Genomic DNA, 22921 nt, shown 5'->3' with positions numbered 1-22921 from the left:
GCACGAGCCCCGGTCCGACCGTCCGCGACCGCGGACCACGTTGGGCCGCCGCGGTTCACCGCTGAACTGGCCTGTCTGGCGGCAGCTCACCGGTGACGATCTGCTCGGCCGCGGGGACGCGACCCGCTCCCGGCGCTCCCTGGAGATCACCCCCCGCACCACGTCCGCCGACAAGGTGGTCAAGAGCGTCTGCCCGTTCTGTGCGGTCGGGTGCGCCCAGGACGTGTACGTCAAAGACGGCAAGGTCATCCAGATCGAGGGCGACGACAACAGCCCCATCTCGCGCGGGCGGCTGTGCCCCAAGGGCTCGGCGAGCAAGCAACTGGTGACCAACCCGGATCGCATCACCACGGTCCTCCACCGGAAGCCGTACGCGACCGAGTGGGAGGAACTCGACCTCTCCACCGCGATGGAGATGGTCGCCGATCGCGTCCTGGCCTCCCGCGAGGAGTTCTGGGAGGACACCGACTCCAACGGTGACCCGGTCCGGCGCACCCGGGGCCTGGCCAGCCTGGGCGGGGCAACGCTGGACAACGAGGAAAACTACCTCATGAAGAAGCTCTACACGGCGCTCGGCGCCATCGAGGTGGAGAACCAGGCCCGCATTTGACACTCCTCCACCGTTCCCGGTCTGGGAACCTCATTCGGGCGTGGTGGTGCCACGAACTACCAGCAGGATCTCGCCAACTCGGACTGCATCGTCATCCAGGGATCGAACATGGCCGAGGCGCATCCGGTCGGGTTCCAGTGGGTGATGGAGGCCAAGCACCGTGGGGCCACGATCATTCACGTCGACCCCCGGTTCACTCGCACCAGTGCGCTCGCTGACCAGCACGTCCCGATCCGCGCCGGTGCGGACATCGCGTTCCTCGGTGGGCTCATCAACTACGTCCTCACCCATGACGCGTGGTTCCACGAGTACGTGGTGGCCTACACCAACGCGGCCACCCTCATCGACGAAGAGTTTCTCGACACCGAGGACCTGGCGGGAGTGTTCTCCGGGTTCGACGACGAGGGCCGCGAGTACACGCTCGAGTCATGGCAATACGAGGGCACCTCGGAACAACGGCCGCACGAGAGTGGCGGTCACGACGACGGGGCCGAGGAGAACCCCACCGAAGTCGCCGGGTCCGGTGGCGCCCGGGCCTCCTCCACTACTGCCGACCCACCTCGAGACGAGACCCTGCAGCATCCACGGAGCGTCTTCCAGATATTGAAACGGCACTACAGCCGCTACACCCCGGAGATGGTCGAGACGGTCTGCGGCGTCCCCGCCGACGACTTCCTGCGGGTGGCTCGCGCGCTGACGGAGAACTCGGGACGCGATCGCACGTCGGCATTCTGCTACGCGGTCGGGTGGACCCAGCACACGGTCGGCGTCCAGTACATCCGTACCGCAGCGATCCTCCAGCTCCTCCTGGGAAACATCGGGCGCCCGGGCGGCGGGATCATGGCCCTGCGCGGCCACGCGAGCATTCAGGGATCCACGGACATCCCGACGTTGTATGACCTCCTGCCCGGCTACCTCCCCACCCCGAATGCGCGCCGGCACCACGATCTCGACGGCTACGTCGGGACCGACAGCGAGGCCAAGGGCTTCTGGGGCAACATGCGGTCGTACACCGTGAGCCTGCTCAAGGCCTGGTGGGGAGATGCGGCGACGTCGGAGAACGACTACTGCTTCGATCACCTGCCCCGCCTGACCGGCAAACACGACTCGACCTCGACCGTGCAACGCCAGATCGACGAGGGCGGCGGGGGGTACTTCCTCGTCGGTGAGAACCCGGCCGTGGGCACGGCGAACGGTCGCATGCAGCGTGCCGGGCTGGCGAACCTGGACTGGCTGGTCGTCCGTGATCTCGTGATGATCGAGAGCGCCGACTTCTGGAAGTCCGGACCGGAGATCGAGACCGGGGAGATGCGGACGGAGGAGATCGGCACCGAGGTGTTCTTCTTCCCCGCGGCCAACCACGTCGAGAAGAAGGGCTCGTTCACCAACACTCAACGGATGCTCCAGTGGCGGCACCAGGCCGTGGATCCGCCCGGGGACGCCCGCAGTGAACTGTGGTTCTACTTTCACCTGGGCCGCATGCTCAAGGAACGGCTTGCCGATTCCGCGGATCCCAGGGACCGGCCGTTGCAGGATCTGACGTGGGACTACCCGATGGAGGAGGGGACGGACGAGCCCGACGCCGAGGCGGTCCTCGCGGAGATCAACGGCACCGGCCCAGACGGTGAGCCCCTGTCGAGCTACACCCAACTCGATGACGACGGCTCCACCCGCTGCGGATGCTGGATCTACTGCGGCGTGTACGCGGACGGAGTCAACCAGGCGGCGCGGCGCACGTCGCGGCATGAGCAGAACGACCTGGCATTGGACTGGGGCTGGGTCTGGCCCGCCAACAGGCGGATTCTCTACAACCGCGCCTCGGCTGATCCGCAGGGCCGGCCGTGGAGCGAACGCAAGGCACTCCTGCGGTGGGACCCGGAGGCCGACGACGGGGCCGGTCGCTGGACCGGGGACGATGTCCCAGACTTCGAGGTGGACAAGTCACCTGACTACGTGCCCCCGGAGGGTGCCGTCGCGCAGGCCGCGATCGGCGGCGCCGAGCCGTTCATCATGCAGGACGACGGGCGTGGTTGGCTCTACGCTCCCCGCGGGCTGGCGGACGGGCCACTGCCCGCGCACTACGAACCACCCGAGTCTCCGGTGCGCAACCCCATCTATCGCGACCAGAACTCCAACCCGACGCTGACCCCACGGAAGAATCCGTACAACCCCGAGAACCCCGCGCACGGCGACCCCGGGAGCGAGGTGTTCCCGTTCGTCTTCACCACTTATCGACTGACCGAGCACCACACGGCGGGCGCGATGAGCCGGACCCTGCCGTACCTGTCCGAACTGCAGCCGGAGTTCTTCTGCGAGGTCAGTCCGGAGCTCGCGGCTGAGCGAGCGTTGGAGCACGGCGGCTGGGCAACCATCGTCACCTCACGCTCGGCGATCGAGGCGCGGGTGCTGGTCACCCGTAGGATGCGTCCCCTTCTCATCGATGGCACCACCCTGCACCAGATCGGTCTGCCCTACCACTGGGGCGGAAACGGCGTGAGCATCGGCGACCCGGCCAACGACCTGCTGGCCCAGAATCTCGACCCCAACGTCTCGATCCCGGCGACCAAGGTCACCAGCTGTGACATCGTCCCGGGACGACGCCCCCGCGGGCCTGCACTCCTCGACTTCGTCGAGGGCTACCGTGCCCGGGCGGGTATCGGGTCCACCCCGGAAACGGAGAGCTGAATCATGTCCGCCTTCCTATCCGACCTCGGCCGGTCCTTCTTCGGCGACGTCGATCCCGCCCACGACAACGGGTATCAGGACCCTCCGCCGCGCAAGGGCTTCTTCACCGACACCTCCGTGTGCATCGGGTGCAAGGCCTGCGAGGTGGCCTGTAAGGAATGGAACCTCATCCCCGAGGACGGCCTCGAACTCACCGGTGACTCGTACGACAACACCGGAGCGCTCGGTGCGTCCACCTGGCGTCACGTCGCGTTCATCGAGCAGGAGGTTCCGACCCGCTCGGGTGCGCACGCCGCCGCACCGGCGGCGCCGGTGGATCTCGGGATGCCTGCGCCCACCCTGCCCGGTCAGTCCCCCGACGCGGGCGAACCTGCGGATTTCCGCTGGCTCATGGAATCCGACGTGTGCAAGCACTGCACGCACGCCGCATGCGTGGACGTCTGCCCGACCGGGGCGCTCATGCACACCGAGTTCGGCACCGTGGTGGTACAGAGCGATATCTGCAACGGCTGCGGGTACTGCGTCAGCGCGTGCCCGTATGGCGTGATCGAACGTCGATCGGGCCCCGCGGGCGACCCGGCCGTGGGAATCGCGCAGAAGTGCACGCTCTGCTACGACAGGTTGACCGAGGGCCAGACCCCCGCCTGCGCCAAGGCGTGCCCCACGGAGTCGATCCAGTTCGGCGATCTCGACGAGCTCCGCGAACGCGCCGCCGGGCGCCTGGACCAGCTGGTCGAGGCGGGCGAGCCGAACGTCCAGCTCTACGGGCACGACTCCCGCAACGGGGTAGGCGGCACGGGCGCGTTCTTCCTCCTGCTAGATGATCCGGAGGTGTACGGACTGCCGCCGGACCCAGTGGTGACGACGCGCCATGTGGGAGCGATGTGGCGGCAGGCCGCCCTGGCCGGGGTGGCCCTGCTCGGCGGTGCCGTGGCCGCCTTCGCCGCGGGGGGCCGGTCCTGATGGCGTCCGACGACGAGGCGGGCCTCCTCGCAACGCCGGGGCCGCAGCAGCGGCCCCGCCGGCGGGGCCGGGGTGGCCGCGAGCACCTCATGGTGCCGGAGGCGGAGTTCCAGTCCTACTACGGAAAACCGATCGTCAAGGCCCCGCCGTGGGAGTACGACATCGCCGCCTACCTCTTCCTGGGCGGTCTGGCCGGAGGGTCGTCGCTGCTCGCGGCCGGTGCGGACCTCGTCGACCTTCCGAATCAGCGGCGCTCGGCGCGGATTGTCGCGCTCGGCGGGATCACCGGGAGCCTGTACTACCTGGTCCGCGATCTCGGGCGTCCGGAGCGGTTCCACCACATGCTGCGGGTGCTCAAGCTGACCTCGCCGATGAGCGTGGGCACCTGGATCCTGTCCACGTACGGCCCGTTCGCAGGTCTGGCGCTGGGTCAGGAGGTGGTCCCGCTGCTGCCCGCCCGCCTGGCTCGGCGCCTGCCCACCGACCTCATCACCCGCGCCTCGCGGCCGGCCGGGATCGTCGCCGCGCTCGTCGCACCGGCAGTCGCCGCCTATACCGCGGTGCTGCTCACCGACACCGCCGTACCCAGTTGGAGCGCTGCCCGCCGAGAGCTGCCGTTCGTCTTTGTCGGCAGCGCTGCGGCCGCCTCCGGCGGAGTCGGACTGCTGCTCAACCCGCTCCACGAGACGGGGCCAGCCCGTCGGCTCGCGGTCGGCGGTGCTGCGCTCGAACTCGCGGCCGATCAGGTCATGCAGCGCTCGATGGGGATCACCGCGGAGCCGCTGCACGAGGGCCGGGCGGGGGCATACCACCGGGCCGCCCAGATCCTCACCGCCGCCGGTGCGGTGGGCGCGGTGCTCGGACGCCGCCACCGCGCCGTGTCGGCGGTGGCGGGCATCGCGCTCGCGGCCGGGTCAGCGTGCACGCGGTGGGCGGTGTTCCACGCCGGGATGGCGTCGACCGAGGACCCGAAGTACGTGGTCATCCCCCAGCGCGAGCGACGCGACGCCCGCGGGGGCGGCGAGGACTACGCGGACCAGGTGCGCGAGGGCCGGGTCAGGTGACGACGTGACCGTCGTCGCCCTCCCGGCGGCTGAGCCCACGGTCGGCGAGCACCTCCAGCAGGGGCATCACGACGCGTCTCGAGGTGTCCAGGTGGGTGCGGGCACTGCTCGGGGTGAACGGCTGCGGTAGCTCGCGCAGCCGCCGGGCCGCCTCGTCGACCGCGTCTGAGCCCAGCCACACCCCGGGGCCCACGCCGGTGAGGAGCCCGGCCCGTTCGCACGCCGCGAGCTCGCGCGGTCCGAGGTCGAGTTCTGCGAGCTCGTCGGCACTCGGCGCGTCGAACGGCCTGCCCCGGAACCGCTCCGCCAGGGTCTCCGCGGCCGCGCGGACCGCCGGGGGCAGACCCGGGCCGTCCCCCGCGACGACCCGGCCGCGCTCCGTTCGAAGCGTCGCTGCCGCAGACTCGTCGAGGACGGCATCGAGCAGAGCGGCGTCTGGAAGTCCGAGTACTCGGCGGGCGGCCTCCGTGGGTAGGCCGGGGTCGAGGGGAACGTCGCGGTCGTGCCGGCGGACGGCCTCGACCAGGGTGTCGGCGAGGGCGGCCACGTGATCCGGGCCGATCACCCAGCCACGATGCCTCTCGTCGGTCGGCGGGACGGGGATCCCCCACGCGCGCAGGTCGTCGACGTGTGCGACACCGCGGCGCCGCAGTTCCGACGCCAGGTCGGGCGTCTCCGGGGTTGCCGACAGCACGTCGGCCCGGCGACGGGCAGCGCCCCGGCGGCGAAGCGGCGGTGGGGCCGGATCCAGCACGACGGCGCCGCCCGGGATGCGGTCGGCGCCCGGTTCGCGCAGGATGAGCCGGTCCCCCACCCGCAGCGGGAGCGGGGCGGCCAGCGTGAGCCGGGCGTGATCGGCGCCGAGAGGCCGCACGTGTGCGGCCGTCGAGGCGGATCCGATGTGCACCATGACCTGCACCGGCAGCGCGTCCACCAGCCCATCACTCAGCCCCCCGGATCGCCCACGGCCCCGGCCGTCGACCCGCACGTCGACGGTGCTGACCGCGCGCCACCGGTCCGGGGTGAGCAGAGTGCTGCCCCGAGGGATATCGCCGGCTGCGACCCCGCGGAGGTTCACAGCAACCCGCGCGACGGCGGCCACCTCGTCACGGGACTGTCCGAGGGTCTGTAGGCCCCGCACGGTGACCTGCGGTCCGCCGGGCCTCAACTCCAGCGCATCGCCCACCCGGATCGTGCCCGCGGGCAGCGTTCCGGTGACGACGGTGCCGGCGCCGCCGATGGTGAATGACCGGTCCACCCAGAGCCGCACATCGGCGTCCCTGTGGGGCTCAGGCAGCAGCGTGCCCAGACGGTCGAGCTCGGCGCGCAGGTCGTCCATGCCGGTGCCGGTGACGGCCGAGACGCACACCGCCGGCATGTCCGCCAGCGGGGTCCCGGACATCGCGTCGCGCGCTTCCGCGAGCGCGAGCTCCGGATCCAACAGGTCGCTGCGCGTGATGACGAGGATCCCGTGCCGGACCCGCAGCGCGGTGAGGGCGTCGAGGTGCTCGGCGGATTGCGGCATCCACCCGTCGTCGGCGGCCACGACGAACATCACCGCGGGAACCGGTCCGATTCCGGCCAGCATGGTGGGGACAAACCGCCGGTGACCGGGCACGTCGACGAACGCCACGGTGCGGCCGCCGGCGAGGGTGGTCGAGGCGTACCCCAGATCGATGGTCAGGCCGCGCCGCCGTTCCTCGTCCCACCGATCGGGCTCCTCGCCGGTCAGCGCGCGGATGAGAGTGGACTTGCCGTGGTCGACGTGGCCGGCGGTGGCGACGACGAACATCAGGCCAGCGCCCCCGCCCGGAGCACGAGCCGACCCAGCTCGTCGTCGTCGCCACCGGGCAACGCACGCAGATCCAGCAGGCACCGGCCGTCGGTCACGCGTCCCAGGACGGCGGGGCGTCCCGCGCGCAGGGAGTCGGCGAAGCGCTCCGGCAGGGACACCGCCGCGCTCGGCAGGTCGACGCCGGGCGCTCCCCCGCCGCCGACCGCGGCGACGGACCGGACGGCCTGCGCATCGAGGCCCGCCTCACGCAGTCGTCCCGCCAGCCGCTCGGCCCGGACCCACAGTGCGGCGGGGTCGGCCTCGAGACCGGCGACGACCGGCGGGCGCGGGCCCCGCAGCGTCGCCTCGAGCGCGGCCAGGGTGAGCTTGTCGACCCGCAGCGCGCGGGCGAGGGGGTGGCGGCGCAGGCGGTGCACGAGGTCGGCGTCACCCGCCAACACGCCGGCCTGCGGGCCACCGAGCAGCTTGTCCCCGCTCGCGGTGACGAGGTCGGCGCCCGCGGCCAGTGTCGAGGTCATGTCCGGCTCGTCCGGCAGCGCGGGGTGGGGAGCAAGAAGACCCGAGCCGATGTCCACCACCAGCGGCACCCCGAGATCGCGGAGTTCGGCGGGATGGACGGTCGAGGTGAAACCGCTCACCACGAAGTTGGACGGGTGGACCTTGAGGACGAACGCCGTGGTGTCGTCGATTGCACGGGCGTAGTCGCCGGCGTTGACGCGATTGGTCGTGCCGACCTCGCGCAGTCGGGTGCCCGTGGATTCGAGCAGCTCGGGCAGGCGGAAGCCGTCGCCGATCTCCACCATCTCCCCGCGCGCGATGACGATCGTCCGGCCCGGCCCGCCCAGCGCGGTCGCTACCAGCGCGAGTGCAGCCGCGCCGTTGTTCACCACGTGGACGTCGCCCGCCGAGGCGACGGCGGCTCGCAGCGCGTCGAGGGCCCCACGACCGCGCCGGCCCCGTCGGCCCGTGTCCAGGTCCAGCTCCACGTCGTTGGTCCCCGCGGCCTCGGCGAGCGCGCGCACTGCAGCGTCCGACAGCGGTGCCCGACCGAGGTTGGTGTGCAGCAGGACGCCGCTGGCGTTGAGGACGGGGGTCAACGTGACGGGTGCGGTGGGCAGTGCGTCCACGACGGCGTCGATGATCTCCTCGGCCGGCAGCGCCCCTGCGCGTGCGGAGTCCTGCGCGCGGCGGATCTCCCCCTTGACCAGCTCCCGCCCCAGCCCTGCGACCGCCTCGGCGAGCCGGGGATCGCGGAGCAGGACGTCGGTGGACGGGATGAGTCGACGCGGATCGGGCGGCGTGGCCCCAGATCTCTCGCGCGGCTGCTCGGTGATCGTCCGTTCCCCTTCCGGATCGGGTGGCGGAGGCGGTTGTGGCGGAAGTTGTCGTGGCGGGGTTTGTGGTGGCGGAGGCGGACGGGAATCGAACCCGCCTGACCGAGATACTCGGCCACGTCGGTTTTGAAGACCGCGGGGACCACCAGGTGCCCGGACGCCTCCCTGCCCCCACGAGACTAGGCGGTCATTCCCGACCGCGCCCACCGATCCCGCCCACGTTATTAAGGTCAGGCCATGGCCACCGATCCCGCCTCGCGCGCCGCACGGCTCACCTCGTATGCCCACGGCGGCGGATGTGCCTGCAAGATCCCGCCCGGCGCGCTCGAGAACGTCGTCTCCGGTCTCGTCGGCGCCCCCGTCCGCGATCCCGCCGCGGAACTCCTCGTGGGCCTCGATGACGGCGACGACGCGGCGGCGGTCCGGATCGCCGGCGGCCAGGCCGTCATCAGCACGGCCGACTTCTTCACCCCCGTCGTCGACGACCCCTACGACTGGGGGCGCATCGCCGCGGCCAACGCCCTGTCGGACGTCTACGCGATGGGCGGGACCCCGATCGTGGCGATCAATCTGCTGTGCTGGCCGATGGACGTCCTGCCGTACGACATGGCCGGGGAGGTCCTGCGCGGTGCTCAGGAGGTGGCCGGCGCCGCCGGTTGTCACGTGGCGGGCGGGCACAGCGTTGATGACCCGGAGCCGAAGTACGGCATGGCGGTCACAGGCATCGCGGACCCCGAGCGGCTACTACGCAATGACGCCGGGCAGGCGGGGGTGCCGCTGTCGCTGACCAAACCGCTGGGGATCGGGGTGCTCAACAGTCGGCACAAGAACACGGGCGAAGTGAGCCGGGAGGCGATCGAGACGATGACGCGTCTCAACGACGTAGCCTCCCGCGAGGCCCTGGCCGCCGGAGTCGAGTGCGCGACCGACGTCACCGGGTTCGGTCTACTCGGCCACCTCTACAAGATGGCCCGGGCCAGTGGCGTCTCCGCCGTGATCGACTCTGCCTCCGTCCCCTACCTCGAGGGTGCACGTCAGGCCCTCGCCGACGGCTTCGTCAGCGGCGGGACCAGGCGCAACCTCGATTGGGTGCGGCCGCACCTCGCCGCCGGGGTGGACGAGGACGAACTGCTCCTGCTCGCCGACGCCCAGACCTCCGGCGGGCTGCTCGTGGCCGGGGAGATCCCGGGGGGCACCGTGATCGGCGAGCTGGTTCCCGCCGGCGATTCGGTGCTCACCGTGCGCTGACTCCGCCGTCGCCGGCGACGCCGCGGCCGCCGGCTTACGCAGCCTAAATGCACGCATGGCTCCGGCTTACGCAGCCAGAATGCACGCATGGCTCCGGCTTATGCAGCCTAAATGCACGCACGGCTCCGGCTTATGCAGCGGAAATGGACCATTCCGGGCGCGCAAGCCTCAGGGCTAAGCCGCCGCAGGCGACCGCACGGCCGGGCGCACGGCCGGGCGCGCACGACGGGAGGTCACTCGGCGCGATGCAGTCGCGCGAACGCATCGAATATGCGGGCACCGTGGGCCAGGGCGCGCTCGTCGAGCACGAAGCCCGGATGGTGCAGATCCGTTTCCTCGGATTCGCCGTCACTCACGCCCAGCCGCAGGTAAACGCCGGGGATCTCCTCCGTGTACCAGGCAAAGTCTTCGCCACCACTGGACTGATCCGCGGAGCCCACGCCCTCGGACCCGAGCACGGATTCCACGGCCTGCGCGGCCAATTCCGCGCAATCGGCGTCGTTCACCACGGGCGGTACGCCTTGGATGTAGTCGACCTCGGCCCGGATCTCGTACAGCGCGGCCAGGTGTTCGATCGCCTCGCGAACAATCGGCTCGATCGTGGCCCACACGTCGCGGTCGGCGCTGCGCAGCGTCCCCCAGAGTTCGCCGGAATCCGGGATGACGTTGGGTGCGGAGCCACCAGCATTGACGGAACCCCAGGTCAGGACGGTTCCCGAGCGGGGGTCCGTACGGCGGTCGATTACGCCGCCAAGGCCCATGACGATCTGCGCTAGCGCGTGGACCGTGTCCTGCGTCTCGTGCGGACGCGCGGTGTGCCCGCCGTCCGAGTGCACGTGGACGCCGATCTTGGCGTTGGACGAGGTGATCGGCCCGGCGGTGACGCCGACCTCGCCGACTTTGCGGTGCGGATCGCAGTGCAGCGCCAGGATCCGGTCGACGCCCTTGACCACGCCCTCCTCGACGCAGGTCTTGGCCCCGCCTGGCATGGTCTCCTCCGCGGGTTGGAAGATCAGGCGGACCGGGCGCGGCGGCGGGTCCGCGACGAGGAGCTCGGCGGCCCCGAGGAGCATCGCAGTATGTCCGTCGTGCCCGCAGGAGTGGCTGACGCCCTCGGCCTCCGAGGAGAACGACTCGCCGGACGCCTCCGACATCGGCAGGGCGTCGATATCCGCACGCAGTGCTACTACGTCTTTCGCGGGGGCATCGTCCGCGGCGGGGATGTCACACCACAGCCCGGTACCCAGCTTGAACCCACGAGGTGTGAGCCCCAGCTTCTCAAGCTCCCCGGCGATGAACGCGGTGGTCTCGGTCTCTTCGAACGACAGCTCCGGGTTCGCGTGGATGTGTCGCCGCCACCGGGACAACCGCTCCTCGAACTCGGACGGGTCCCTCTTCTTGATCGAGCTATCGGCCTTTCCTCGTCCGAGCATCGAACACCTCCTGACAGAACTGGACCACCCGATCGCCCAACAGCTGACGGTTTGCCAATTTCACGAACTCATGACCCTCGTCCTCAAACAGGAGCACGTCCACCGGTACATCTCGTTGGCGCAGCGCCTCGGCGGCCTGCTCGGTCTCGCTGGGCGGCACGTTCGTGTCGTGGGCTCCGTGGACGAACAGCATCGGCACGTCCACCGTCCGGAACCGGCGTAGCGGCGACGCCTCTCTGAGCAGCTCCCGTTCCTGGAGGGGGTTGCCGTACTTGGGGTAGGCGGCTGCGGCGACCCAGGGTTCGGTGTCACGGTAGAAGGTCCGCAGGTCACTCATCCCGCAGGCCGCGATGCCGCCGCGCCACCGTCCGGCGTGCCGCACGAGCGAGGCGTTGACGAGGTACCCGCCGTAGGAGCGCCCCGAGACCACCGCCCGGTCCGGGTCGGCGATCCCCTCATCCACGAGGTGCAGCAGCGCATCCTCGACGTCGTCGATCCCGGCGAACCGTCCGTACCGGTCGTCGGCGTGACTGAAGAACCGCCCGAACCCGGTGGAACCGCGCACGTTGGGGGCGAAGACCGCCACACCGGCATCCAGCAGCCGCCTGGCGATGTCGTTGTACCCCGGCCGCGACTGGCCCTCCGGGCCGCCGTGCAGGTGCACCACGGTGGGAGCGGGCTCACCGGCCGGGCCGACGCGGTACAACCATCCGCTCATCTCCAGTCCGTCACGGGCGGTGTACCGGACCAGCTCGGGGGCCGGGTCCGGTTCGCGCGGTCCGTGGCCTGTCCAGCGGCCGGCGGCGACGTCGTAGATCACTACTCGGGGTGGCTCATCGAGGCTCTCGACAGTCACGGCCAGCAGTCGGCCATCGGCTGTGATGGTGGGCGCCGAGGCCACCACGTCCGGCAGCGGGGGCCGGGCGATCACCCGCGGGCGGTCGGGTCGCAGGTCTAGGACCTCCAGCTCGGAGAGTCCGCCCCGCACGTTCCACAGCAGGACAGCGGTCGAGCGGTCGAGGCTGACCTCCATGGTGTCGAGGTCCGCGTCCGACCGGTAGGCCAGGGGCCACGACTCGGTGCCGTTCTCGCCGGACTCGACCGCGAGCAGTCCTGTCCGATCCGAGGAGTGGTCACTCCGCACCACCATGCGCATCGGCCGGTCCGGACCGCCTGCGTCGAGGATGACCCCGGCGTCGGTCGTGGCACCCGTGTCGACGGGCAACAGCGGCCACCATCGGCCGTCCGGGACGATGCGCAGCAGTTCACGGATGCCGCGTGCGCCAACCCGGAACAGGGCCGCGCCGTCGCGGGCGTGGACCAGCGCGCCGCCCATGCGCCGGTCGACCACAGTGGTCTCCCCCGTCTCCGGGTCCACGAGTCTGCCGTCCGCCGCGCCCTCGGCGTCGAACGCGGTCACGGCGAGTAGCTCGCCGTCCCAGCAGACGATCTTCACGGTGGCATCGCCCCAGGTGTCGATTGCGTGGGCACTGTGGTCGTCGGGATCGGTGGTGACGAGGAAGATCCGTTCGCGTTCACCGCCGTCCGGAGCGACCTCGCAGGCCAACCACTTACCGTTGGGCGAGTAGGCGACCCTGCGGACGGGACCGTCCTCCGGCAATACGACGTCGCGTTCGGGGCCGGCGCCGTCGAGTCCGTCCGGTCCGAGCGGTCGCTGCACCGCCCGCGGGAAGCCGGTCCGTTCGGTGACCACGCAGGCCAGCACCGAGCCGTCCGGGGACAGGCAGGGCGAACTGGTGTGGCGGACGCGGCCGGGGCCAGCGGCGTCTTCCGGTGGCCCCGCGACGTCTCGGGACTCTTGTTCCTCTGTGGCCTCGGCGAAATCGGGTGCGGTGGTGTCAGGCACGGTGGATCCAGGTGTCCTTTCCTCCCCCTCCGCTGGAGGCGTTGACCACCATCGTGCCCGCAGGGGCCACGCGTGTCATGGCTACCGGCGGGGCCTGGGCGACGATCTCCCCGTTCTCGCCCCGGGTGAGCATGATGAACGCCCGCATGTCCACGTGGCGTCGCTGCAACTCTCGTCCGTCGAAAGTAGGCAGCGTAGACAGCGGCTGCACCTCCTGCGCGACGAACCGCTCGCCATTGCGCTTTATCTCGTCCCTACGCACGTCGAGCTCACGCGGGGAACTCTCGGGTCCGACTGTGATGCCGGATCCTCCGTACCCGTCGATCGGCTTGACCACCAGTTCGCCGAGCCGGTCCAACACCTGCTTGCGCTGGTCCGGATCCGAGCACAGGTACGTGTCGACCTGGCCGATCAGGGGCTTTTCACCGAGGTAGAAGTCGATGATCTGCGGGACCCGCGCGTAGATCGCCTTGTCGTCGGCCGCTCCGTTGCCGGGCGCGTTCACCACCGAGACGGCCCCCTCCGCCATCGCCTCGAGCAGCCCGTGCCGCAAGCGCGCTCCATCCGAGCCCTCTGCCGACAGCAGCATCTCCTCGTCCATCCGGACGTAAAGGACATCGACGGGATGGCAGCCCTCGTCGTCGTCGCGGTACAGCCGCCCGCCCTGACAGACCAGGGCGTCCGGCGTGACCACCGCGGCGCCCACCGCCTCGGCGGCGGAGGTGAGGTCGAACGCCTTCAGCTCGTCCTCGGCGACCACCACGGTGATCTCCGCGTCATCGACGCCCTCCGGCGCGGCCGCGCGCAATGTCCGGCCCAGCATCTCCAGGCCCGTGCGCGGATCGTGCACCTTCGAACGCGTGCCGAACTCGGGGTAGCCCTCGGCGGTGCGCTCCCGCAGTGCCACCGCCATGCCCAGGCCACCCGGCATCCGCAAGTTGTCCTCGAGGATGATCCACTCGCCCGGCCCCGTGGAGACCAGGTCCGCACCACATACCGGCGCGTGAAGCATCCCCTCCGGCACCGCGCGGCCGGTGGGCCGGAACCCGGGCGCACGCTGCAGGGCCTCGAGCGGCACGACGCCCGCCCGCGTGATCTCACCGGCCCCGTAGATGTCCCGGAGGAACATCTCCAGTGCACGGGCGCGCTGCTCGAGGCCCGCCGAGATCCGCTCCCACTGGTCGGCTGGGACGATGCGCGGGACGGCATCCAGCGGGTAGACCTGCGGCTCGTCGTAGCCGTAGACCTTGAGGGTGATGCCGAGGCCACGGAGGCGCTCGTCGACGCTGTCCTTACGCTCGCAGAGCTTCTCCGGACCGAGGTCGGCGACGGCCTTGAGCACGTCCACGTACTCGGGCCGGGGAGCCCCGTCGGAGGTGATCGCCTCGTCGTGCACGTCCTCGGTGACCGCCTCGCCGAGTGGCGAGTACGCCGCGAGCATCGACCGCATGCCCTTGTCGTCCGAGACCGCGCGCGGCCGCAGCCGACCGGAGGTTTCCGCTAGGAGTACGGCCACTACGTCGCCCCGGCGACCGCGGCGACGGTGCGCCGAGCGCTGCCGGGCGGCGGAGGTGCCGGTGGCGCGGACGCCGTCGAGGAGGTCGCGGACCAGGTCGGCCTCGCCGGTGGCCTCGATGCGCGCCTCGAGGTCGGTGACGAGGTCCACCAGCACCTCGGTGGCGGGTCGGGGTCGTCCGGTGACCACGTCCACGAGGTCGCCCTCGAGCCCGGACCGCGCCGCGCGCCAGAACGCCGCGTCCAGAATCGCCGGGGAGGGGTCCTCCCACGCCTGGGCGCCCCGGGCACGGTCGGCCAGGAGGGCGTCGACGGTCGCGCGGAACAGTGCGGCGACGACGACGAGGGTGTCCACCGTGCTGCAGGAGTCGCACGCCCGGAACTCCACCCCGGCACCGTCCCGGGACGGCCGGATGTCGACCTCGATCGCCTCGCGCCCCGCGACCACGCCGGTGCCGACGAGTTCGTCCTCCGCCGCGAGCATGCCCTCGACGGTGTCCGCGGCGAAGGCGGTGACATGCGCCGGCGACCAGCGGGTCTCGAAGGTGCGCGTGGAGGCGTACCCGGAGTCGGTGCCGTCGGCCCAATAGGGCGAGCTGGCACTCATCGCCAGCAGTATGGGGGCTACGGCGACCGCGCGGCGGGCGACGTACTGCGCCTCGTCGGCATCGGCGACCTCCACCACCACGGAGAATCGGGCGGCGGCCCGGGTCTGGGACTCACGCCCCGGCGCCGGGTGGGCCTCGCCTGGGGCGAGGTCGAACTCCACGCCCGGGGAGGCGAGGGAGCCCGCCGCGACGAGCCCGGCCCCGTGGTCCCGCGCGGCCTCATCCAGTGCGGCACGGTTGCGTCGAAGTGCGCTGGCGAGGTCCTCGAGCCTGGTGTGCGTCCCCGCGCCGGAGACCACGAGCGCCCCGTGGTGGGCCGCCGTCGCGGCGATCCCGGGGGCTGCGGCGTCGGGGGAAGTGCTGTCGGGGGCTGCGGCGTCGGGGGACGCAGCGTCGGGGGACGCACCCACCGCCGTGAGCACGTCGAGTGCGCGGCGAACCGGGCGTCGGGTCCGCAAGTCGACGAGGTGGAGTTCCTCTTCGACCCTGATCCATCGTTGTCGATCACGCATGGGCGATCACGTTAGGACCCGGCACCCCAGTTCGCATCCGGTCGAGGCCCGGTTCAGCGCGCCTTCCACACCGGGGCGCGCTTCTCGGCGAACGCCCGCGGCCCCTCCGCCGCGTCCTCGGAGCTCATGACCGTGATCATCTCCGCGTCGCTGACCTGCCACTTGTTGACCTCCGCGGGACGCTCGCCGCCAGAGATCCCGAGCGCGACGCGCTTGCTGCCCTGAACCGACAACGGCGCGTTGGACGCGATGGTGCCGGCAAGTCCGAGCGCGGTGTCGAGCAGCCGATCGGCCGAGACGACCCGGTTGATCAGATGGAGTTCGAGCGCCCGCTCGGCCGTGATCGGCTCTCCGGTGAGGATCATCTCCATGGCCACCCGGTGCGGCAGCTGCTCCGGCAGTCGGAACGCACCCCCGGCGGCGGCGATGAGCCCGCGTCGCACCTCCGGCAGTCCAAACACAGCATGGTCGGCCGCCACCACGAGATCGCAGGCCAGGGCGATCTCGCAGCCCCCGCCGAGCGCCGTGCCGTTGACTGCGGCGATCACGGGGACAGACACGTACTGCTGCATCATTCCCGCGAATCCCCACTGCCGGTTCTCCGCCGGGAAGATGTCCTCGCCGCGGGAGATGGCCTTGAGGTCGGCACCCGCGCAGAACGACTGCTCGCCTGCGCCGGTGATCACGACCACCCGGATCTCGGGGTCGGTGTCCGCCTCGTGCAGCGCGTTGCCCAGCAGCATGCTGACCTCGCCGTTGACGGCATTGCGGGCTTCCGGGCGGTCGAGCGTTACGAGCAGGACGTGGTCCCGGCGCTCGGTGCGGACGGCGGGACGGTTCTCTGTAGTGGTCATTCGCCCAGTCTCGCCCGACGGGGCCCTTCGCGCAGCGCCTCAGCGCAATTCGGTCAGGCTACGTTTCCTGCCGGTGCGGGCCGTGGCGCGGTCGGCAGTGCGAGCACTCCGGCAGCGCACCCAGCGCCGGATCCGCTACCCGTTTCGATTGCGCGTCCGGTGTGCTCGGTTCACGAGGACTTGCGCTGCGGGAGTGGTCCATTCAGCCCGCGCAACGTGCACCCGCAGCTCGGCAGCGCGAACCCGAAGCTCGGCAGCACGAACCCGAAGCTCGGCAGCTCGAACCCGCAGCACATCCCCCGCCGCGCCTCGGACGGGGGACGTGCTGCGACGACGCCGTCGGGTGAGGCGACGCCCGAACGCCGACAGAGGTACCGTAAGGCGCTGCGAATATATTTGATTTCGACTGACGGTCCCAGCACCCGCGGGTGCTCCTTCTGGTGAAACGAGGTGGCGGGTGTGGACCCCACACGACTCGGACAACGCCCACAGCTTTCCGAGGAAGTCGCCGATCACGTCCGCACCCGGATCATGAGTGGCGAGATCCGTCCCGGGGAGTTCATCCGACTCGATGAGACAGCGGCCGCCCTCGGAGTGAGCGTCACCCCGGTCCGCGAGGCGTTGCTCACCCTGCGTGGGGAAGGGCTCGTCGACCTGGTGCCGCGGCGTGGCTACCTGGTCTCGCCGATGAGTCGGCAGGACATCGAGGACATTTTCTGGCTCCAGACGGACCTGTCCAAGCGGATCGTCGACCGGGCCATCACCCGATACGATGCCGCGACACTTGACCTTCACGCCCGCTTGATCGACGACTTCGAGGACGCCTCCGCAGCGGGCGACGCCAATGGCGTGGTGCACGCCCAGTACGCGATCCACCGAACCCTCAACCGGACGTCCCGCTCGGACAAGTTGTCCAGGTTCCTGTCCAACGCCGCCCGCTACATGCCCTACCGGCTGTACGCAGAGGACCCCGAGTGGCGGGCGCGCGCCCTGGTGGATCACCGCCGCATGCTCGAGGCGCTGCGTGCGGGTGACCTCAAGGCCGCCCACGATGTCGTCGAGGCCGAGTTCGCCGACGGCGCCAGGTTGCTCATCGAGCATCTGGAGCGGGCCGGCGTCTGGGACGAGGACCGCGAGCCGCCACTCTCCGCCGAAGCTTGAGCCTCACCTCAGCAACCAACTGATCCTCACCGCTCGCTCACGCGGACACACGTCGACGTGTCCGGTGTCCCCTCGGATTACGCACACTCCCCGGCCGACACCGGCGTGGGTCAGACTCCGACGGTGCCGTGCTCGGAGCGCAGTGTGCCCTTGACAACCTTTCCGCTCGCGTTGCGCGGCAGCTCGTCGACGTGGACGAGGTGTTTGGGCATCTTGAAGCCCGCGAGCTTGTCACGGAGCCACTCAGTGAGCTCCTCGAGGGTGAGGTCGGCTCCACCATCACTCTCGTGTTGCGCGATCACGGCCACCGGGAGTTCGCCCCACTTGTCGTCCTTACGGCCGATCACGGCGACCTCGCGGATGCGTGGATGGCCGGCGAGGACATTCTCCACCTCCGCGCAGTAGATGTTTTCGCCGCCGGAGATGATCATGTCCTTCTTGCGGTCCACGACGTAGACGAAGCCCTCCTCGTCCATACGGACCAGGTCGCCGGAATGGAACCAGCCACCCTCGAAGGCCTCGGCGGTCTCCGCTGGCTTGTTCCAGTAGCCGGACATGGTGGTGGGCCCGCGGTAGACGATCTCGCCGACCTCGCCGGGGCCGACGGGCTCGCCGAAGGCGTCGACGACCCGGGCCTGGAGGGTGGGAATGACCTTGCCGACGGAGCCGAGTTTGCGGATCGCGTCGTCACCGTCGAGGGCACAGGTGATGGGGCTCATCTCGGTCTGGCCGAACACCGCGCAGTTGAGTGCGTCCGGGAACGTCTCGGACATGGCGCGCAGGATCGTGTCCGTGGACGGGGCCGCCCCCCACGAGATGTTCTTCAGGACCAGATCACGGGGCCGCGCCTGCTGCTCAGCGCAGACGGCTTGCCATTGCACCGGCACGAGGAAGACGCTGGTGATCTTTTCCTCCTGGAGGGTGTCCAGAACCGCGGCCGGATCAAATGCCTGCAGCGGATGGACCACCGTCGCTCCGCCGAGCTGGAGACCCGGCGCGATCGAACCGAGTGCCGCGATGTGGAACATCGGCGCGGCCAACAGTGAGCGACCTTCCTCGTCGAACAGTCGGAACACCCGAATGCACGTGAGGGACTGGGCGGTGAGGTTCTCGTACGAGAGCATCGCGCCCTTCGGCCGACCGGTCGTCCCGGAGGTGTACATGATGAGCGCGGTGGAGTCCTCGGGGACATCGACCAGCTCGTGAGACTCGCCCTCCTCCGCGATCGCGTCGGCATAGGCGGTCTGGCCCTCGGTGCCGGACTCACCGCCGATGACGATGTGGTCCCCCGGCTCCTCGCCCTGGGCGCGGATGGCGCCGACGAGCGGTGCGAGCAGCGCATCGGTGACGACGACCTTCGGCGTGCAGTCGCTAACCAGGTAGGCGAGCTCGCCCGGGGTGAGGCGGAAATTCACCGGGACCGCGATGGCGCCCAGCTCGTTGATGCCCAGCACGACCTCGACGAACTCGGGGTTGTTGAGAGAAATGATCATGACCCGGTCGCCCCTGCCCACGCCACGGCGGGCCAACGCGTCGGCGAAGCGGTTGCTGCGGTCGTGCAGCTGCCGCCACGTGGTGGACTGCCCGAGGAAGCGCAGGGCCTCCGCGTCGGGCTTCATCTCGGCGTGGGTGGCGACCCACGTGTTCCAGTTATTGCGGCGTGCCGCATGGAGCTCGGCGATGGGGTCCATGGCAATGGTCATGATCTCGGCCTTTCGTGGGGTGGGGCGCGGCGGGAGGGGTCAGGAGAAGTTCGGGCGACGTTTCTCGAGGATCGAGGACACGCCCTCGGCAAAGTCGGACGAGACCAGCAGTTCGCACTGGCCCTCGTGTTCACGGACCAACGCGGCGTCCAGCTCGGCCAACGTGGCCCCGGTGACGGCCCGCTTGGTCAGTTCGAGGGCGCGGCGCGGGCCCCGGGCCAATCGGCGGGCGAGCTTGACGGCCGCGGGCATGAGGTCCGCGGTCGGGTGTACCTCCAGCGCCAGTCCCACATCGTGCGCCTCCGACGCGGAGACCGCGTCGCCCCGCAACAGCATGCGCGAAGCGATCGACCGCCCGACTGCCGCCGGCAGCAGCACGCTCGCCCCGCCGTCAGGCATGAGGCCGATGTTGGTAAACGCGAACAACAGGTAGGCGTCCTCCGACATGAAGACGAGGTCGGAGGCCAAGGCCAGCGACACGCCCACCCCGGCCGCCGGCCCGGTGACGGCCGCGATCACCGGGACGGGCGCGGTGAGCACCGCGCGAACCAGCGCGGCGGCCCCGTGCATGGTGGCCTCGGGGCTGGGCGCATCGTCACCCGCTTCCCTGATCGCTTGGAGGTCGGCGCCGGTGGTGAAGGCCCCGCCCTCCCCCGCCAGCACGATGACCCGGGTACCCGGATCCGTGCCGCGTTCGATGAGGACTTCGGTCAGCGCGCTCACCGTGGGGTGGTCGAGGGCGTTCATTCGATCCGGCCGGTTAATGCTGATCGTTACGACGCCGAGGTCGTCGTGCTCAACTCTGACGGCATCGCGTCCAGTTGCGGTCATCGGCTCATCTCCTTCGTGGTGACCAACGGGTACGGATCACGGCTGGATCTCCTCGTGGGTGCTGTCGGGGACACACCTCGGAGACTCGTTGACCAGTGCTTTCGCATTGAGATTGGTGAGGTCACTTTAACGCTCTGTCGCCCGCTCCGTGCGGGACTGGACAGATGTCCGATCGGTCGCGGACCCGAATCGGGCAGGCCCCGAGGTCGGCGGGCCGGTAGCCTTCCGGGTAGCCGGGATACGTACGGTTCTCGGTCCCGCGAGCCCCGAGTTCGCGCCGGCGGACCGGCAGCCAGCGCACCACCCTCGATCGCGCCCGCAGCGCCGCAAATGCTGCCTTGCGCCTGGCCGGCGGTCGCCACGGGAATCCGAACGCCCGCGTCATGTCCTCGTCGACGAGCGAGAGCACGACCGCACGGACTGCCGGGCGAATCGCCGCGGGGTACCAGGAACACATGAGGTCGAGCGTGTAGGTGCCGATCAGCTCGTTGTTCCGGTCGTAGCGCATGGTGCGGGCCTCGTAGTCGTCACGCCAGCGCCGGAACTCGCCGATATCCTCCGGAATCCCCGTGATATTCATGCGCTCACCGACAGCTCGGTAGAAGTGGAACGCCGCGAGTCGTTCGGTGGGGTGCAGGCGTCGCCACCCGGTGGCGTCGATCCACTCGAGCGGCTCGTAGATGAACGTCGACAGCACGTAGAGCATGTCGTCGTTCGCAATCTCGTATCGCGCGTGTTGGCGGTTGATCACCCGCAGCGCCTCTTTTCCACGAGGCGAGTCGTACCCGTGCTCGACCAGTTCCGCCATGAGTAGCGACGTATCGTCATACCTCTTTTGCGGATGGTCCCGGAACTCACCCGCCTCCTCCAACACCGCCGACACGCTCGGGATGCAGTAGGTCCGGTAGAGGGCGAGCTCCAGTGCCCGCTGGTAGTCCCACGGGAATTCGTACGCGGAGGTGATGCGATGGATCTCTGCCGCGTCCGCGACCGGATCCAGCGTCGCGATGAGGTCTCGCCAGTACCAGCGTCCGGGCCTGAGCGGGACGCGCTCCGTGAGGGGATGCTCGGTGGCGGTGTCGGCGACCAGGTCCGCCGGGATAGGTCCGAACACCCCGGGCATGGCGGGACGGTCGGTGGGCGCAGCCCTCGTCGTCGTCACCTTGTCCCCGGTGTGCCCCGACACGGTGTCGCTGGACGCGGCGGCGGTCATGTCACATCACAACTTTCCCTGGACGTTGGCGAGCAGCCACTTGACGATCGTGATGTCCCGCGGCTTGCGGGTCATGGTCATGAGATTGAGCGGGGCTGCGAACCTCTGCACGGTGAGTGCCTTGGGGCGGGCGAACTCGCGCAGCCCGTCGGCGCCGTGAATCCGACCGAAGCCCGAGTCGCCCGAGCCGCCGAACGGCAGCGAGGGGATGCCGGCAAAGGCGAGGAACGAGTTGATCGACACCATGCCCACGTCGAGTTTCCCGGCCAGGGCCAGGCCCCGCTTCTTGTCGCCGGTGAAGATCGAGCCGCCGAGTCCGTATCGGGTGGCGTTGGCCTTCTCGACGGCCTCCTCCAGGTCCGCGACCGGATTGATGACAACGGTCGGGCCGAAGGTCTCGTCGGTGACTGCGGTGGAGTCCTCGGGGACATCGACCAGCACCACCGGCTCGACGATTTTCTCGCCCACCGATTCCTCGCCACCGAGGACGGCCTTCCCACCGCGGGCGATCGCGTCCTTCACATGCCGGCGGATGATGTCGACCTGCCCCGGCAGGGTCATCGGCCCGTAGCTGGAAGAGACCAGGTTTCCCGGGGCCAGCGCACGGGCCTTGGCCGTGAACTTCTGGACGAACGCGTCGTAGACGTCCTTATGGACGTAGATCCGCTCGACACCCGTGCAGGTCTGGCCCGCGTTGCCCATCGCACCGAACACCGCCTGGTCGGCCGCCGCGTCGAGGTCCGCGTCCCTGTCGACGAGGAGTGCGTCCTTGCCACCGCCCTCGATGACGACGGGGGTGAGCGTCTCCGCGCAGGCAGCCATGACCTTGCGGCCCGTCGCGGCGGACCCGGTGAACGCAAGCTTGTCCACGCCCGCCTTGCACAGGGCGTTGCCGGTCGAGCCATCGCCGGTGATGGTCTGGATGAGCGGCTGGGGGGCACCGAGCGAGTCCCACACCTCAGCCAACCAGACGCCCACACCCGGGGTGAGCTCACTGGGCTTGAACACGACCGCGTTGCCCGCGGCCATCGCGTAGGACAGCGTGCCCATCGGGGTGAAGACCGGGTAGTTCCAGGGGCCGATCGCGCCGACCACGCCGTAGGGCTGGTATTCGACGTAGGCCGCCTGATTGCTCATGAGCAGCCCGGCCGCGACGGGGCGGCGGCGCAGCACCTTGTCCGCGTTTTTGGCGGCCCACTCCAGGTGGCTCACGGCGAGCATGATCTCAAGCGTCGCGTCCTCGTCCGGCTTGCCGGTCTCGGCCGACACCAGGGAGGCCAACTCCTGGGCTCTGGACGAGATCGCCCGCTTGTATTCCAGCAGCCATTCGCGGCGGCCCCGCGGGCCCTGCGCCCCCCACCAGCGGGCGGCGGCACGGGCGCGCTCCACGGCCAGCTCGACCTCCTCGGGCCCGGCGATCGGGTACTCGGCGAGGACGGTGCCGTCGCGGGGGTCCAGGCTCGCGAACGTGGGTCCGGTCTTGCGGGGCTCGGTGGTCGTCATCTGACGTCTTCTCGTTTCCGAT

At 70.2% G+C, this 22921-nt stretch carries 15 protein-coding genes and 1 tRNA gene; 5 read left to right on the top strand and 11 right to left on the bottom strand.

What is annotated here, in order from left to right; all coding sequences use genetic code 11:
• Positions 1-40 precede the first annotated feature (40 nt).
• From fdh to nrfD, 3 genes are read left to right on the top strand one after another with little or no spacing between them, the layout of a single operon-like run.
• Positions 41-3295: a formate dehydrogenase gene (gene fdh, locus FQ137_RS03230; protein WP_188064942.1), complete on the top strand. Its 3255-nt coding sequence runs from the start codon at positions 41-43 to the stop codon at positions 3293-3295.
• Positions 3296-3298: 3 nt separating this feature from the next.
• Positions 3299-4258, top strand: coding sequence for a 4Fe-4S dicluster domain-containing protein (locus FQ137_RS03225; RefSeq protein ID WP_149291104.1), 960 nt, complete (start codon positions 3299-3301; stop codon positions 4256-4258).
• Positions 4258-5322 carry an NrfD/PsrC family molybdoenzyme membrane anchor subunit gene (nrfD, locus tag FQ137_RS03220; protein WP_149291103.1) on the top strand — a complete coding sequence of 355 codons (1065 nt, stop codon included), beginning with the start codon at positions 4258-4260 and terminating at the stop codon, positions 5320-5322. Before FQ137_RS03225 ends, nrfD begins: the two co-directional genes overlap by 1 nt.
• On the opposite strand, the gene selB is transcribed toward nrfD, so the two are convergent.
• From selB to FQ137_RS03205, 3 genes are all read right to left on the bottom strand, one after another.
• The gene (selB, locus tag FQ137_RS03215) at positions 5315-7114 is read right to left on the bottom strand and encodes a selenocysteine-specific translation elongation factor (RefSeq protein ID WP_188064747.1); all 1800 of its coding nucleotides are present in this window, start codon (positions 7112-7114) and stop codon (positions 5315-5317) included. The two genes, nrfD and selB, sit on opposite strands and share 8 nt — an antisense overlap.
• Positions 7114-8376 (bottom strand): L-seryl-tRNA(Sec) selenium transferase, encoded by a 1263-nt coding sequence (selA, locus tag FQ137_RS03210; protein ID WP_255584097.1) that lies wholly within the window; start codon positions 8374-8376, stop codon positions 7114-7116. The genes selB and selA overlap by 1 nt, the downstream gene beginning before the upstream one ends.
• 144 nt (positions 8377-8520) lie before the next feature.
• Positions 8521-8616, bottom strand: a tRNA-Sec gene (locus FQ137_RS03205).
• Positions 8617-8688: 72 nt separating this feature from the next.
• On the opposite strand from FQ137_RS03205, the gene selD reads away from it, so the two are divergent.
• A complete protein-coding gene (gene selD / locus FQ137_RS03200; RefSeq protein WP_149291101.1) occupies positions 8689-9699 on the top strand; it encodes a selenide, water dikinase SelD in 1011 nt (336 codons plus the stop codon).
• Between the two features lie 233 nt (positions 9700-9932).
• Here selD and FQ137_RS03195 read toward each other — a convergent pair whose 3' ends face one another.
• Genes FQ137_RS03195 through FQ137_RS03180 form a run of 4 tightly spaced genes read right to left on the bottom strand, consistent with a single transcriptional unit; the run spans position 9933 to position 16488 of the window.
• Positions 9933-11132, bottom strand: coding sequence for a M20 family metallopeptidase (locus tag FQ137_RS03195; RefSeq protein WP_149291100.1), 1200 nt, complete (start codon positions 11130-11132; stop codon positions 9933-9935).
• Entirely contained in the window at positions 11107-12999 is a 1893-nt protein-coding gene (locus FQ137_RS03190; RefSeq protein ID WP_149291099.1) for a prolyl oligopeptidase family serine peptidase, read from the bottom strand. Before FQ137_RS03190 ends, FQ137_RS03195 begins: the two co-directional genes overlap by 26 nt.
• The gene (locus FQ137_RS03185) at positions 12992-15634 is read right to left on the bottom strand and encodes a carboxylate--amine ligase/circularly permuted type 2 ATP-grasp protein (RefSeq protein ID WP_149291098.1); all 2643 of its coding nucleotides are present in this window, start codon (positions 15632-15634) and stop codon (positions 12992-12994) included. The genes FQ137_RS03190 and FQ137_RS03185 overlap by 8 nt, the downstream gene beginning before the upstream one ends.
• 53 nt (positions 15635-15687) lie before the next feature.
• Positions 15688-16488 (bottom strand): crotonase/enoyl-CoA hydratase family protein, encoded by an 801-nt coding sequence (locus FQ137_RS03180; protein ID WP_149291097.1) that lies wholly within the window; start codon positions 16486-16488, stop codon positions 15688-15690.
• Positions 16489-16938: 450 nt separating this feature from the next.
• On the opposite strand from FQ137_RS03180, the gene FQ137_RS03175 reads away from it, so the two are divergent.
• Complete coding sequence (locus tag FQ137_RS03175; protein WP_149291096.1) at positions 16939-17649, top strand: GntR family transcriptional regulator; 711 nt, start codon at positions 16939-16941, stop codon at positions 17647-17649.
• 110 nt (positions 17650-17759) lie between these two features.
• Here the strand turns inward: FQ137_RS03175 and fadD5 are convergent, their stop codons facing one another.
• The 4 genes from fadD5 to FQ137_RS03155 form a co-directional block, all read right to left on the bottom strand.
• Positions 17760-19352 carry a fatty-acid--CoA ligase FadD5 gene (gene fadD5 / locus FQ137_RS03170; protein ID WP_149291095.1) on the bottom strand — a complete coding sequence of 531 codons (1593 nt, stop codon included), beginning with the start codon at positions 19350-19352 and terminating at the stop codon, positions 17760-17762.
• Between the two features lie 39 nt (positions 19353-19391).
• Complete coding sequence (locus FQ137_RS03165; protein WP_149291094.1) at positions 19392-20183, bottom strand: enoyl-CoA hydratase; 792 nt, start codon at positions 20181-20183, stop codon at positions 19392-19394.
• A 121-nt stretch (positions 20184-20304) separates the two neighbouring features.
• Entirely contained in the window at positions 20305-21396 is a 1092-nt protein-coding gene (locus FQ137_RS03160) for an oxygenase MpaB family protein (RefSeq protein WP_255583498.1), read from the bottom strand.
• Positions 21397-21402: 6 nt separating this feature from the next.
• Complete coding sequence (locus tag FQ137_RS03155) at positions 21403-22899, bottom strand: aldehyde dehydrogenase family protein (RefSeq protein WP_149291093.1); 1497 nt, start codon at positions 22897-22899, stop codon at positions 21403-21405.
• Positions 22900-22921: the final 22 nt, after the last annotated feature.

This window comes from Dietzia sp. ANT_WB102, assembly GCF_008369165.1.
In the GTDB taxonomy this organism is placed as follows: Bacteria; Actinomycetota; Actinomycetes; order Mycobacteriales; family Mycobacteriaceae; genus Dietzia.
The sequence above is the reverse complement of the archived record's forward strand: the minus strand, read 5'-3'. Positions and strand labels throughout refer to the sequence as shown.